General features: G+C 73.9%; 10 protein-coding genes. 6 read left to right on the top strand and 4 right to left on the bottom strand.

Annotation, left to right across the window (positions count from 1 at the left end):
• Positions 1 to 32: 32 nt before the first annotated feature.
• Positions 33 to 1,118: a non-hydrolyzing UDP-N-acetylglucosamine 2-epimerase gene (gene wecB, locus IRY44_RS14350; protein ID WP_194800894.1), complete on the bottom strand. Its 1,086-nt coding sequence runs from the start codon at positions 1,116 to 1,118 to the stop codon at positions 33 to 35.
• 439 nt (positions 1,119 to 1,557) lie between these two features.
• Here wecB and IRY44_RS14355 point away from each other — a divergent pair, with 439 nt between their 5' ends.
• Positions 1,558 to 3,468, top strand: a complete 1,911-nt coding sequence (locus IRY44_RS14355) for a hypothetical protein (RefSeq protein ID WP_194800895.1) — start codon at positions 1,558 to 1,560, stop codon at positions 3,466 to 3,468.
• A gap of 3 nt (positions 3,469 to 3,471) precedes the next feature.
• On the opposite strand, the gene IRY44_RS14360 is transcribed toward IRY44_RS14355, so the two are convergent.
• Entirely contained in the window at positions 3,472 to 4,662 is a 1,191-nt protein-coding gene (locus IRY44_RS14360; RefSeq protein WP_194800896.1) for a hypothetical protein, read from the bottom strand.
• Between the two features lie 280 nt (positions 4,663 to 4,942).
• On the opposite strand from IRY44_RS14360, the gene IRY44_RS14365 reads away from it, so the two are divergent.
• The 4 genes from IRY44_RS14365 to IRY44_RS14380 all read left to right on the top strand — a co-directional run bounded on the left by IRY44_RS14365 (position 4,943) and on the right by IRY44_RS14380 (position 11,304).
• Entirely contained in the window at positions 4,943 to 6,511 is a 1,569-nt protein-coding gene (locus IRY44_RS14365) for a glycosyltransferase family 4 protein (RefSeq protein ID WP_194801045.1), read from the top strand.
• Complete coding sequence (locus tag IRY44_RS14370) at positions 6,508 to 8,076, top strand: glycosyltransferase (RefSeq protein ID WP_194800897.1); 1,569 nt, start codon at positions 6,508 to 6,510, stop codon at positions 8,074 to 8,076. The genes IRY44_RS14365 and IRY44_RS14370 overlap by 4 nt, the downstream gene beginning before the upstream one ends.
• 3 nt (positions 8,077 to 8,079) lie before the next feature.
• The gene (locus IRY44_RS14375) at positions 8,080 to 9,363 is read left to right on the top strand and encodes a nucleotide sugar dehydrogenase (protein WP_135239225.1); all 1,284 of its coding nucleotides are present in this window, start codon (positions 8,080 to 8,082) and stop codon (positions 9,361 to 9,363) included.
• Positions 9,364 to 9,555: 192 nt separating this feature from the next.
• Positions 9,556 to 11,304, top strand: coding sequence for a CDP-glycerol glycerophosphotransferase family protein (locus tag IRY44_RS14380; protein WP_194800898.1), 1,749 nt, complete (start codon positions 9,556 to 9,558; stop codon positions 11,302 to 11,304).
• 55 nt (positions 11,305 to 11,359) lie between these two features.
• Here IRY44_RS14380 and IRY44_RS14385 read toward each other — a convergent pair whose 3' ends face one another.
• Together IRY44_RS14385 and IRY44_RS14390 are read right to left on the bottom strand one after the other, a co-directional pair.
• Positions 11,360 to 11,902 (bottom strand): acyltransferase, encoded by a 543-nt coding sequence (locus IRY44_RS14385; protein ID WP_135239227.1) that lies wholly within the window; start codon positions 11,900 to 11,902, stop codon positions 11,360 to 11,362.
• Between the two features lie 67 nt (positions 11,903 to 11,969).
• On the bottom strand, positions 11,970 to 12,308 hold the full coding sequence (locus tag IRY44_RS14390; protein ID WP_194800899.1) for a DUF952 domain-containing protein: 339 nt from the start codon (positions 12,306 to 12,308) through the stop codon (positions 11,970 to 11,972).
• An 84-nt stretch (positions 12,309 to 12,392) separates the two neighbouring features.
• On the opposite strand from IRY44_RS14390, the gene IRY44_RS14395 reads away from it, so the two are divergent.
• The gene (locus IRY44_RS14395) at positions 12,393 to 13,049 is read left to right on the top strand and encodes a response regulator transcription factor (RefSeq protein ID WP_013285276.1); all 657 of its coding nucleotides are present in this window, start codon (positions 12,393 to 12,395) and stop codon (positions 13,047 to 13,049) included.
• Positions 13,050 to 13,055 lie beyond the last annotated feature (6 nt).

A 13,055-nucleotide genomic window follows, 5' to 3' on the forward strand; every position in this document is an offset into this window, starting at 1 on the left:
CTGATAACCGATCGTGAGGAGGGAGCGCGTCGTCATGCCAGGTGCCGCCGCAGCGTCTCGGCGACCCGCCGGGCCGCCCGGCCGTCACCGTACGGGGTGCCGCGCGGCGCCTCCGGGGCGGGACGCGTCGCGGTGGCCGCCCAGCCGGCGCCCAGCTCGCGCGGATCCGGTACCAGCACGTTCCAGCCGTCGGCGAGCGTCTCGACCCACTCCGTCTCGGTGCGCAGCGTGGTGCACGGCCGGTCCAGCAGGTACGCCTCCTTCTGGAGGCCGCCCGAGTCGGTGACCACGCCGGCGGAGCCGACCACGGCGGCCACCATCGCGGCGTACGGCAGCGGCCGGCCGGCGTGCAGCGCGCCCCGGGTCAGCTTCAGCCCGTGCTCGTCGGCGCGGGCGACCAGCCGCGGGTGGGCCAGCAGCGCGACCGGCACGGGCAGGTCGGCGAGCGCGTCGAGCAGCGCGGCGAGCCGCTTCGGGTCGTCGGTGTTCTCCGCGCGGTGCAGGGTGGCGAGCAGGTACGGCGCGTCCGGGTCGATGCCGTCGGGCAGCGCCGGGCGGGGCTGCCCGCCCCGCGCCACGTCGTCGCGGACCCGCAGGCAGACGTCCACCATCACGTCGCCGACCAGTTCGGTACGGGCGGCCAGGCCCTCCGTGGCGAGGTGCCGGACGGCCTCCTCGGTGGGGGCGAGCAGCAGATCGGCGGCGTGGTCGGTGAGCACCCGGTTGTGCTCCTCCGGCATCCGCCGGTTGAACGACCGCAGCCCGGCCTCCAGGTGCGCCACCCGCAGGTGCTGCTTGACCGCCGACAGCGTGCCGGCCAGCGTCGAGTTGGTGTCGCCGTACACCAGCACCCAGTCCGGCGCCTCGGCGGCGAGCACCGGATCCAGGGCGGCCAGGGTGTTGCCGGTCTGCACGCCGTGGCTGCCGGAGCCGATCCCCAGGTGCACGTCCGGGTCGGGGATGCCGAGGCCGGAGAAGAAGACGTCGGACAGGTCGGCGTCGTAGTGCTGGCCGGTGTGCACGATCACGTGCTCGCACCCGTCCTCGGCGAACGCCGCCGCGATGGGCGCCAGCTTCACCAACTGCGGTCGGGCGCCGACGATGCTGACGACCTTCACACGTGACTCCTCGTGATCTGCGACGGATTCTCGGGGCGGACCGGCCGCCGCCCGAGACGGGAGGCCGTGGACCCCGGCCGGGTGGCCGGGCCGGTGCCCGCAGGCCCTAGAAATAGTAGTGCCCCACCCGCCGCCGGACGACGTACGCGGACGTGGCCGGTACGCGATGGTGGGCCGGGCCACCCGCCGTCACCGGACGCCGTCGCCCCGACGGGGAGCACGGTGACCGGTGGCGTGGAACGGGACACGAGGGACCAGCCTAACCGAACCGGCCGGATCACCCCGGTCCGGCGGGCGCCCGCCCGGCTGCTCGCCGCCGCCGCGGCACGGTCCGGTCACCGCCGGTACGTCCCGCCGCCGGGGGATCGTCGCCGAGTCTTCACCGGGCCGGGCGAGCCTGGCCCGGCGGCGCGGCCCGGCTTGCGTACACTACGGCGCCATGACCGCCCCCGGGCCCGAGACCCGTACCCGCACCGCAGACGCCGGTGGATCGGTGGCCGACGCCACCGGCGAGACCGCGAAGCCGCCGACCGCCGACGGCGCGGACCGGCCCGCCGACGCCGCGCAGCAGCAGGCGCAGCCGGAGACCGCCGCGGCGGAGCGTGCCGACCGCCCCGGGCGGTGGCACCGGATGCGGCCGGATCTGCTGGTCGCGGCGATCTACCTGGCCGGCGCGTTCTGGGTGACCGCGCGGGGCTGGGTGAACCCCGACGGGCGGTTGCTCGGCAGTCGCCCCAACGACCAGGGCTTCAACGAGTGGATGCTGGCGTACGCCGCGCACGCGGTCAGCAACCTGGAGAACCCGTTCTTCACCTCGTTGCAGAACGCCCCGGACGGCGTGAACCTGATGACGAACGTCGGCATGCAGCTACCAGGGCTGGTGCTGTCTCCGGTCACCCTGCTGTTCGGCGCGCCGTTCGCGTACCTGCTGTTCATCACGCTCAACCTGGCCGGCACCGCGTACGCCTGGTACCACGTGCTGTCCCGCAACCTGGTCTCGTCCCGGGTGGCGGCCTTCGCCGGCGGCCTGTTCTGCGCGTTCGCGCCGGCGCTGGTGTCGCACAGCAACGGCCACCCGCACATCACCGCCCAGTGGCTGGTGCCGTTCATCCTCTGGCAGGTGATCCGGCTGGCCCGGGACGGCCGCCCGGTGCGCAACGGCCTGGTGCTGGGCGCGCTCGTGGTGGCGCAGTTCTTCGTGAGCCTGGAGATCCTGTTCCTGACCGCGCTCGGCTGCCTGATGATGGTCGTCGGCTACGTGATCTTCCGGCCGCGGGAGGCGCTGCGCCGGGCCGGGCCGATGCTCGGCGGGCTCGCCATCACCGGCGTGCTCGTCGGTGCGGCCTCCGCGTACCCGCTGTGGATGCAGTTCGCCGGCCCGCAGCACCGGGTCGGTCACCCGGGCGACCCGGACGTCTACGCGCTGACCCTCGGCTCGTTCGTGCGGTACGCCACCGAGTCCGTGGCCGGCAGCCCCACCAGCGCCCTGCGCTGGGGCCCGAACACCACCGAGCAGGCCAGCTTCTACGGCTGGTCGGTGGTGATCCTGGCGATCGGCGCCGCCCTGTGGCTGCGCCGCGAGATCGTGGTCCGGGTGCTCGCCGTGGTCGCGCTGATCTCGGCGGTCTTCTCGATCGGCACCACCTGGACCGTGGGCACCCGCCGCACCGACGTGCCGGCGCCGTTCGCGCTGGTGTCCGAGCTGCCGGTGTTCGACTCGGTGGTGGTGTCCCGGTTCGCGCTGATCACCACGGTGGCGCTCGGCGTGCTGTTCGCGGTGGCCGGGGACCGGGTGGCCCGGGTACGGGCGGACGAGCCCGGCCAGTCCCGGCTGGTGCCCCGTCTGGCCGCTGTGGCGCTGTTCGCCGCGCTGCTGCCGATCCTGCCCACCCCGCTGGAGGCGCGCGGGCGCAACCCGGTGCCGGACTTCGTCACCGCCGGCGTCTGGAAGGAGCACGTCGCCCCCGGCCGCACCCTGGTGCCGGTCCCGGTCGACGGCATGACGTCGCTGTACTGGAGTTCCGCCGCGCTGGCCGGCTTCGCCGTACCGGAGGGGTACTTCCTCGGGCCGGTCTCCAAGACCGACAACACCGGCCGGTGGGGCGTCGAGCCGCAGCCGACCGCGAAGCTGCTCACCGCCGTGTCGCGGGGCCAGCGGGACACCGCTGTCGGCCCGGCCGACGTCGAGCAGGCCCGCGCCGACGTGCGGCACTGGAAGGCCGACGCGGTGGCGCTGCCGGACCGGGCCCGCCGCCACGACGACCTCAAGGTGGTGCTCGACGCGCTCTACGGGCCGGGGCAGCGGGTGGCGGACGTCTGGCTGTGGGACGTCCGCCCGCTCACCCGGTGAGGGTCACGGCGACCGGGTCCAGATGAGCAGCAGGTAGCCACCGAAGTAGGTCGAGAACGCCGTGAGCGCGACCAGCACGGTGACGGCCCGGGCCCGCCCGGCCCGGGCCAGGCCGACGGCGGCCGGCAGCAGCAGCGCGAACGCCGGCACCAGGAACCGCGCCTTGGAGTGGTAGTAGCCCGCCGCGCCGAGCGTGGTGACCAGCATCAGCCCGCTGAACAGCAGCAACTCCCAGGGCTGGCGGTCGATCACGCTGAGCACGAAGAACATCAGCGCCAGCAGCAGCACCAGGCTCACCACGAGCATCTGCGGTGTCGCGGACACCGCCAGCACCTCGCGTCCCCGCCGGAACGTGTCCACGCCGAAGTCGAAGTGGCTGCGCCAGCCGGCGGACTGGATGTGGAACCAGCCGTCCGGCCGCCCGGTCTGGACGCCCACCCAGGCCAGGTAGGCGAGCCAGCCGGCCGGGGCGAGCATCATGGCCACCCACGGCCGCCAGCCGTCCCGGCGCCGGACCACGGCGAGCAGCGCGGCCAGGCCGACCACCGGGATCAGCGACGAGGCGGTGGGCCGGGTCAGACCGGCGAACAGGCAGAGCACGCCCGCGGTCAGCCAGTGCCGACGCAGCAGCGCGTACAGCGTCCACGCGGCCAGCGCGGTGAACAGCGTCTCGCTGTAGGCCATCGACTGCACGACGGCGTGCGGCAGCGCCGCCCAGAGCGCGGCGAGCAGCACGCCGGTGCGACGGTCGTGCAGGTACGAGCCGATCGCGTACAGCGCCCAGGCCGCCGCCAGGCCGGCCAGCGCGGCCACCGCGAGCCCCGCGGTACGCGGCCCGAGCGGGGTGACCCGTTCGACCACGCCGATCAGGGCCGGGTAGAGCGGGAAGAACGCCATGTCGCTCTGCACCCGTTCGTACCCGTCGTAGCCCCGCTGGGCGATGGCGAGGTAGTACGTCGCGTCGGACAGCGTCAGCTCGCGCACCGGGGAGAGGTTGAGCGAGCGGGCCCAGACGTAGACGGCCAGGACGCCGACGAGCCGGATCACCGCGTAGACCGCCAGCGCGGGCGCCGCGTCCCGGGCGGCGTCGCGCAGCCGCCGGACGGGACCGGGCCGGGCGCGATCGGCTGTGGCCGGCTCGGTCGCCGGGGCTGGTGCGGGCCGGCGGGGTTCCTCGGTGGTCACCACGTCCATTGTGCGGTCCCGTTCGCGCTGAGCTGGGGTTGGCCGAGGGCCCGCGTGGCGCGGCCGGCGACCCGGCGAACGACCCGGAGCGGGCGCCGGTCGTTGGACAGGGTGGAGGGTAGCAACAGTCACAGCAGGTCGGGGGGCACCGGCGGCGGCGGACGTCCGGGCCCGATCCGCTGTCGTAGACTCGCTCGGGTCCGCGGGCGCGGTGCTGGCGACGACGAAACGGGCAGGAATGGGATCTGACGGCACGACCGCAGCGGCGGGCACCCGGGGACGGGTCGTGATGCTGGTGGACAACGGGGTCATCGGTGACTCCCGGGTGCAGAAGGCGGCCCGCTCCGCCGCCGACGCCGGCTGGGACGTGGTGCTGCTCGGGCGGGCGCCGGTCGGCAGCCCGCAGAGCTGGCGCCTCGGCGCCGCCGAGGTACGCCTCGTGCCGATGCCCGAGCCGCTGGCCCGCCGCCGGCACGAGTTCCGCCGGGCCTGGCTGCGGCACCCGCTCGCCTATCCGCCCAGCGGCATCGCGGCGCACCGTACCCAGGCGGTCAAGGCCTGGCGCGCGGACCTGGCGGTCCGCCGGGCGGCGCTCACCGTCGCGGCCCGCGAGTCCGGCGCGGGCCGGCCGGGCGGGCTGCCCTGGGCCGCGCTGCGTGCCGAGGAGAAGCTGTCCGGCCTGACCCGCAAGTGGGTCGGGTTCCGCAACCGTCAGCTCACCCGGGCCCGCAAGGGCCGCAAGCTGGACGGCCCCTGGGACCGCGCGTACACCATGTTCTGGCGCGGGCTGCGCGGCGACGGCGCGTGGCGGCGCCTGGAACCGGGCCTGTGGGACTACGAACTGGCCTACGGCCCGGTGGTCGACGAGCTGGCGCCGGACCTGATCCACGCCAACGACTTCCGGATGCTCGGCGTCGGCGCCCGCGCGAAGGTCCGGGCCGCCGCGAAGGGCCGCCGGATCGCCCTGCTCTGGGACGCCCACGAATATCTTCCCGGTGTGCAGCCGTGGCGCGACAACGCCCGCTGGCTACCAGGCAACGTGGCGCACGAGCGGGAGTACGTGCCGTATGCCGACGCCACCATGACCGTCTCCGGTGGCCTGGCCGACCTGCTGCGCACCGAGCACGGGCTGGCCGAACGGCCGGCGGTCGTGCTGAACGCCCCGGCGGTGGCGGAGCTGCCGGCCGACCCGGCCGAGCCGGTGCCGGACATCCGCGCCCGCTGCGGGCTCGGACCGGACGAGCCGCTGCTCGTCTACAGCGGGGTGGCCGCCGCCAAGCGCGGCCTCGGCGTGATGGTCGAGGCACTGCCGCGGCTGCCCGGCGCGCACGTCGCGTTCGTGGTCAACAAGCCCGACTCGGCGTACGTCAGGGGCCTCGTCACCCGGGCCGGTGAGCTGGGCGTGGCGGACCGGCTGCACGTGCTGCCGTACGTGCCGCACCACCAGGTCGTCCGGTTCCTCAGCGGCGCACAGGTCGGCGTCATCCCGATCCAGCACTGGCCGAACCACGAGATCGCGCTGATCACCAAGTTCTTCGAGTATTCACACGCCGGTCTGCCGCTGGTCGTGTCCGACGTGCGCACCATGGCCGAGACTGTCCGGGAGACCGGTCAGGGCGAGGTGTTCCGCGCCGAGGACGTGGCCGACTTCGTCCGCGCGGTCACCGCGGTGCTCGCGGACCCGCAGCGGTACCGCGCCGCGTACGACCGGCCGGGCCTGCTGGCCGGCTGGACCTGGGAGGCGCAGGCGCGGGTGCTCGACGAGGTCTACTCCCGGCTGCTGCCGGACGCACCGCCCCGGCCGGCGCCGGCGGCGCACGCACCGGTGCAGCCGGCGCAGGTGGAGGTGGGGGCGTGAGCGGGCCGGACGTGACAGTGGTGGTCGCCGTCTACAACACCATGCCGTACCTGACCGCCTGCCTGGACTCGCTGGTCGGGCAGACCATCGGGCTGGACCGGCTGGAGGTCGTCGCCGTGGACGACGGCTCCACCGACGGCAGCGGCGCCGAACTGGACCGCTACGCCAAGCGGTACCCGGGCACGGTCCGGGTGCTGCACCAGGCCAACTCCGGCGGCCCGGCGGCGCCGAGCAACGTGGCGCTCGACCACGCCCGCGGCCGGTACGTCTTCTTCATCGGCTCGGACGACCACCTCGGTCCGGAGGCGCTGGAGCGCCTGGTCGACGCCGCCGACCGGTGGGACTCCGACGTGGTGCTCGGCCGGATGGTCGGCACCAACAAGCGCTACGTGCACCAGGCCGTGTACGCCACCACCCAGGAGCGGCTCGACCTGTTCGGCAGCGACCTGCCCTGGTCGTTGTCGAACACCAAGCTGTTCCGCCGGGACCTGATCGAGCGGCACGGCCTGCGGTACCGCACCGACATGCCGATGGGCAGCGACCAGCCGTTCACGCTGGAGGCGTGCTTCCGGGCCAAGAAGGTGTCGGTCCTCGGCGACTACGAGTACTACTACGCGGTCAAGCGGGACAACGCCCAGAACATCACGTACGCCAGCCGGTTCGAGGAGCGGCTGCGCTGCGCCGAGGAACTCGTCGGTTTCGTCGCCGGGCTGATCGAGCCCGGCCCGCGGCGGGACGCGGTGCTGGTGCGTCACTTCACCTGGGAGGTGGCGAAGCTGCTCCGCGCGGAGTTCCTCGCCCTCTCCCCGGACGTGCAGCGGCAGGTCCACGACCGGATCCGCAAGCTCGCCGAGGCGTACCTGACCGACGGGGTGACCGCCCGGATGGCACCCGAGGAGCGGCTGCGGGTCGCGGTGGCGCGGGACGGCGACCTCGACGCGCTGCGCACGATCGTCGGCCAGCACGCCGACCGGTCGCTGCCCGAGGTGATCATCGAGGGTGACCGCTGGTACGCCGCCCAGGTCGGCTTCCGCGACCCGGCGTTCGGCTACCCGGACGACTGGTACGACGTCACCGACCGGGCCGCCGCGATACTGGCCAAGCTGACCGCGACCGGGCTGGCCTGGGGACGCGACGCCGCCGGGGCCCGGGCCCTGGTGGTCACCGCGCGCAGCCGCTGGGCCGAGCTGGCCGAGCTGAACGCGGAGGCGCTGCGGGTCAGCGTGGGCGATCTGACGGGTGTCACGTCGGTCGAGGCGTCCGGCCCCGGTACCGTCGTACGGACGGACTTCGCGGTGGACCGGTTGCTGGCGGTCGTCGCGGGGACAGGTGAGCGTCGTATCGTACGCGCCGAGGTCTCCGCCCTGGGCGGGACGGGCTCGGCGCCGTTGCGCACCGAACGCCCTGTCGCCGCACCCCGGCTGGTGGCCCGGCGCGGTGTCCGCTGGCACCTCGTCACGCCCACCACGAACCACAAGGGCCAGGTGATCGTCGCGATCACGCCGGTGACCCCCGGTCGGTTCCTTGCCCGCCTGCGCCGAATCTGGCCCTCTGGAGGAAAGTAGTTCATGAACATCTGCGTCGTCGCGCTCGGCAAGATCGGTCTGCCGCTGGCCGTGCAGTTCGCGTCCAAGGGGCACCGGGTGATCGGCGCCGACGTCTCCGAGCGGGTCGTCCAGCTGGTCAACGACGGTGCCGTGCCCTTCCCGGGTGAGGCCGACCTGGACGTCAAGCTCAAGGAGGCGGTGGCCGCCGGCCTGCTGTCGGCCACCACCGACACCGCCACCGCGGTCGCCGAGTCGGAGGCGGTCGTCGTGGTCGTGCCGCTGTTCGTGGACGCCGAGGGCGTGCCGGACTTCGGCTGGATGGACGACGCCACCCGGGCCATCGCCCGTGGGCTGAAGCCGGGCACGCTGGTCAGCTACGAGACCACGCTGCCGGTCGGCACCACCCGTAACCGGTGGGCGTCGATGCTCGCCGAGGGTTCCGGCCTGACCGCCGGCACCGACTTCCACCTGGTGTTCAGCCCGGAGCGGGTGCTCACCGGCCGGGTCTTCGCCGACCTGCGCCGCTACCCGAAGCTGGTCGGCGGCATCGACGAGGCGTCGGCCGCGCACGGCGTGCGGTTCTACGAGGCGGTGCTCGACTTCGACGAGCGCCCCGATCTGGACCGGCCCAACGGCGTGTGGGACCTCGGCTCGGCCGAGGCGTCCGAGCTGGCCAAGCTCGCCGAGACGACCTACCGGGACGTGAACATCGGCCTGGCGAACCAGTTCGCCCGCTTCGCCGACACCGTCGGCGTGGACGTCACCAAGGTCATCGAGGCGTGCAACACGCAGCCGTACAGCCACATCCACTCGCCGGGTATCGCGGTCGGCGGCCACTGCATCCCGATCTACCCGCGGATGTACCTGTGGAACGACCCGGCCGCCACAGTGGTCCGCTCGGCGCGTGAGGCCAACGCGGCCATGCCGGAGTACGCGGTCGACCTGCTCGCCGCCGCGTACGGCGACCTGACCGGGGTGGGCGTGCTGGTGCTGGGCGCCGCCTACCGGGGTGGCGTGAAGGAGACCGCGTTCTCCGGCGTCTTCCCGACCGTGGAGGCGCTGCGCCGCCGGGGCGCGGTGCCGTACGTCTCGGACCCGATGTACACGAACGAGGAACTGGTCGCGCACGGCCTGCCCGGGTACGACGGCGAGCCGGTCGGCGCCGCCGTCATCCAGGCCGACCACGCGGAGTACCGCACCCTCGCCCCGGCCGACCTGCCGGGCGTGACGGTGCTTGTCGACGGCCGCCGGGTCACCGACCCGGCGCGCTGGACCGGCGTGCGCCGGGTGGTCATCGGGGGCTGACCCCAGCGCTTTCGTCGGGCCCCGGCCGTTCTCGGACGGCCGGGGCCCGTCGCATGCCGTCATCGTCATGACGCCGTCCGCAGTTCACCTGCCGGACACCCCGGCAATACTTGTGTCATGTGATCCGTTTAGGGTCGCAGCCGTCGGAGATCGACTCGGACCGACATCGGCGGGGCAGACAGGGAGCGTTCGTTGTTGAGCAGAGTACGCAGCCAGCAGGGTCTCGCCGCGGTCGGCGCGACGCTTCTCGGCTACGCGGTCATGGTCCTCGCCGGAGTCCTCGGCCTGGTGGTCCCGTACGCGGTGGCCGCCGTGGTCGCCGTCGCCGGTGAGCTGGCCCTGGCCGGGCGGCACACCGGGACCGCCACGCTGCTGGACAAGGCCGGTCTCGGCACGACCTTCCGGCGGCTGGTGCGGGACCTGTCGGTGGCCCTGCTGGTGGTCGCCGCGGTGCGTCCCGGCGTGGCGGGCACCGTCGCCGTCCTACTGCTGCCCGCCGCGCTGTGGACGGTAGCCGTCGCCACCGGCGCGGTGACCAAGGTGATCGACGGCCGGGTCGACCCGCCGGCGTACACCCGCAACATCGACCTCGGCGCGCTGCGGCGGGTGCCGGTGCCGCCGGCCTGGGCGCGGCGGCTGGCCGGGCTGCAGATGCCGCTGCTGAACGTGCTGCTGGTGCCTGCCGCGGTGGTGGCCGCCGCGCTCGACCGGGTCGCCCCGGTGGTGGTCACCGGCCTGGTCACGCTCGCCGCCGGCCTGGTCACCGCCGCGGTGCTGGCGCTCACCGCGCTGCGCGGCCGGGGCAGGGCCCCGGGTGTGCTGCCCGCCGTGCACGACTGGATGGCCCGGGAGCGGCCCGAGGTGGCGCTCTACTTCGCCGGCCCGGCCAAGGACGTCTACCAGGCCAACATGTGGCTCGCGCCGGTGGAGGCGACCGGCCGCCGCGCCGTCGTGCTGCTGCGCGCCGCGGACGCGTTCGGGCAGCTCGCCGACACCCGGCTGCCGGTGATCTGCGTGCCGGCCGGCGTGGACTTCATGAACCTGGACCTGAGTTCGCTGCGCGTGGCGCTGTACGCCGCCAACGTCGGCGCCAACATCCACCTGCTGCGGGAGCCGGGCGTCAAGCACGTCTTCGTGGGTCACGGCGACAGCGACAAGCAGGCGAGCGTGAACCCGTACAGCAAGGTGTACGACGAGGTCTGGGTGGCCGGGCCGGCCGGGCGGGAACGGTACGCCCGCGCCGACGTCGGCGTGCTGGACCGCGACATCGTGGAGATCGGCCGGCCGCAGCTCGCCGGGGTGCACACGTTCGGTTCCGGGGCCGCCGACCACCGCTTCACCGTGCTGTACGCGCCGACCTGGGAGGGCTGGCTCGACGACGACCCGTACCACACCTCGCTCGTGCTGATGGGGGAGCGGATCGTGTCCGGCCTGCTCGCCGCCGGGGACGTCCGGGTGATCTACAAGCCGCACCCGCTGACCGGCACGCGCTCGCCCAAGGCCCGTGCTGTGCACGAGCGGATCGTGGCCCGGATCAAGGCGGCCGGCGGCGAGACCGACGCGTCCTCGCTGGACAGCGCCGCGCACCTCGTGGTCACCGGCCGCACCCCGGGGCTGTTCGACTGCTTCAACGTCACCGACCTGCTGGTCAGCGACGTGTCCAGCGTGGTCTCCGACTTCGTGCAGAGCGAGCGCCCGTACGTGGTGGCCAATCCGGCCGGCCTGCCCGAGGACGAGTTCCGGCGGCAGTTCCCGACCGCGCGGGCGGCGTACCTGCTCTCGGCGGACTGCGGCGAGCTGGCGAAGATCCTCGACGTGACCCGGACCGGCGACGACCCGATGACCGGGGCGCGGCGGGAGCTGAAGGAGTACCTGCTCGGACCGGCCGGGTCGAACCCGATGGACCGGTTCCGGGACGAGATCGGCCGGCTCTGCGGCTGAGGCGTACCGGTGACAGGGGCGACGACCGCGCCGGTCGTCGCCCCTGTCCGTCCGGTCAGCCCTGCTGCGGCGGGTTGTCGACGTCGCGGGAGATGACCTCGCCCTTGGCGTCCACCCAGCCCTTCGGGCGGGCCGGGTTGCCGGCCACCAGCTGGTACGGCTTGACGTCGCGGGTCACCACCGAACCGGCGGCGATCATCGCGTACTCGCCGACCTCGATGCCGCACACGAGCGTGGCGTTCGCGCCGATCGACGCGCCCCGGCGGACCAGCGTCGGGGTGATCGTCCAGTCCGGATTCTGGGCGCGCGGGCGGAAGTCGTTCGTGAACACCGCGCACGGGCCCACGAACACCTCGTCCTCGATGGTCACGCCCTGGTAGACCGAGACGTTGTTCTGGATCTTCACCAGGTCGCCGACGGTGACGCCCGCGTCGACGTAGACGTTGCGGCCGATCACGCAGCCGGCGCCGACCTGGGCGCTGGACCGGATGTGCGCCAGGTGCCAGACCTTGGTGCCGTCGCCGACCTGGGCGCCGGACTCCACGTCGGCCGTCGGGTGGACGAAGACGGAGGCGGACCGGTCGTTGCTGTCAGTCATCTCAACTCGCATCACATGCCAGGGCGCGTCGCGCCGTCGGGCGGGCTCGACGCAGCATAACGAGCGCTCACCCGAGCAGTTCGGCCACCGCGTCGGCGGCCGGACGGTCGGCCGGCAGCGGGTGCGTGGCCACCACGGCGTCCACCGGCAACGCCGCGTACAGGTGCGGGAACAGCGCGCCGCCACGGGACTCCTCCCAGCGCAGCGCGTCACCGAGCCGGGCCTCGTCGACCGCGAGCAGGGTCAGGCCGGTGACCCCGGCGAAGAACCTGCGCGCGGTCTCCACCACCTGGTCGGCGGCGGAGAGGTGGACGTAGCCGTCCTGGCGGTCCATCGCGGTGCCGGCGAACCGCCCGTCCGCCCGCGCCTGCGCCCACTCGTCGTCGGAGAGAATCTTGTAGATCACGGCAGCAGCCTAGAGCGGCCTCGCGTCCCGGCGGCGCGTCTGCCACCATTCCCAGGGCAACACGTCGACTCGAGGGAGGAACGGGTGCGGATCCTCCTGGTCGAGGACGACCGCCGGGTCGCCGCCGCGCTGTCGTCCGCGCTGACCCGGCGCGGCTACCAGGTGGAACACGCCGCGACGGTGGCGGCCGCGCTCTCCGCCGCCCCCTGCGACCTGGTGCTGCTCGACCTGGGGCTGCCCGACGGCGACGGCACCGACCTGTGCCGCGAGCTGCGGCGGCGCAGCAGCCGGCTCGGCATCATCGCGGTGACCGCGCGCGGCGAGGAACGCGACCGGGTGCTGGGGCTGCGGCTGGGCGCCGACGACTACGTGGTGAAGCCGTTCTCGATGGTGGAGTTGCAGGCGCGGATCGAGGCGGTGCTGCGCCGGGCCGCGCACACCGCGCCGCAGCGCAACCTGATCGAGGCCGGTACGGTCCGCATCGACGTGGGCGGCCGGACCGTGACGGTGGCCGGCCGGGACGTCTCGCTCACCCGCAAGGAGTTCGACATCCTGCTGTCCCTGGCCCGCCAGCCCGGGGTGGCGGTGCCGCGCGAGCGGATCCTGCTCGACGTGTGGGGCACCACCTGGGCCGACCGGCACACCGTGGAGGTGCACGTCGGGTCGCTGCGCGGCAAGCTCGGCGACCCGACGCTGGTGGAGACCGTACGCGGGGTCGGCTACCGGCTCCGCGAGGCGTGAGGGCCG

The sequence above is a fragment of the Micromonospora sp. ANENR4 genome (assembly GCF_015354395.1).
Taxonomy (GTDB): Bacteria; Actinomycetota; Actinomycetes; order Mycobacteriales; family Micromonosporaceae; genus Micromonospora; species Micromonospora aurantiaca.

What these genes read in the sequence shown, in the direction of transcription:
- IRY44_RS14355 (WP_194800895.1), top strand. Translation starts at nt 1,558, where the DNA reads ATGACCGCCCCCGGGCCCGAGACCCGTACCCGCACCGCAGACGCCGGT.
- IRY44_RS14360 (WP_194800896.1), bottom strand. Translation starts at nt 4,662, where the DNA reads ATGGACGTGGTGACCACCGAGGAACCCCGCCGGCCCGCACCAGCCCCG.
- IRY44_RS14365 (WP_194801045.1), top strand. Translation starts at nt 4,943, where the DNA reads ATGCTGGTGGACAACGGGGTCATCGGTGACTCCCGGGTGCAGAAGGCG.
- IRY44_RS14375 (WP_135239225.1), top strand. Translation starts at nt 8,080, where the DNA reads ATGAACATCTGCGTCGTCGCGCTCGGCAAGATCGGTCTGCCGCTGGCC.
- IRY44_RS14385 (WP_135239227.1), bottom strand. Translation starts at nt 11,902, where the DNA reads ATGACTGACAGCAACGACCGGTCCGCCTCCGTCTTCGTCCACCCGACG.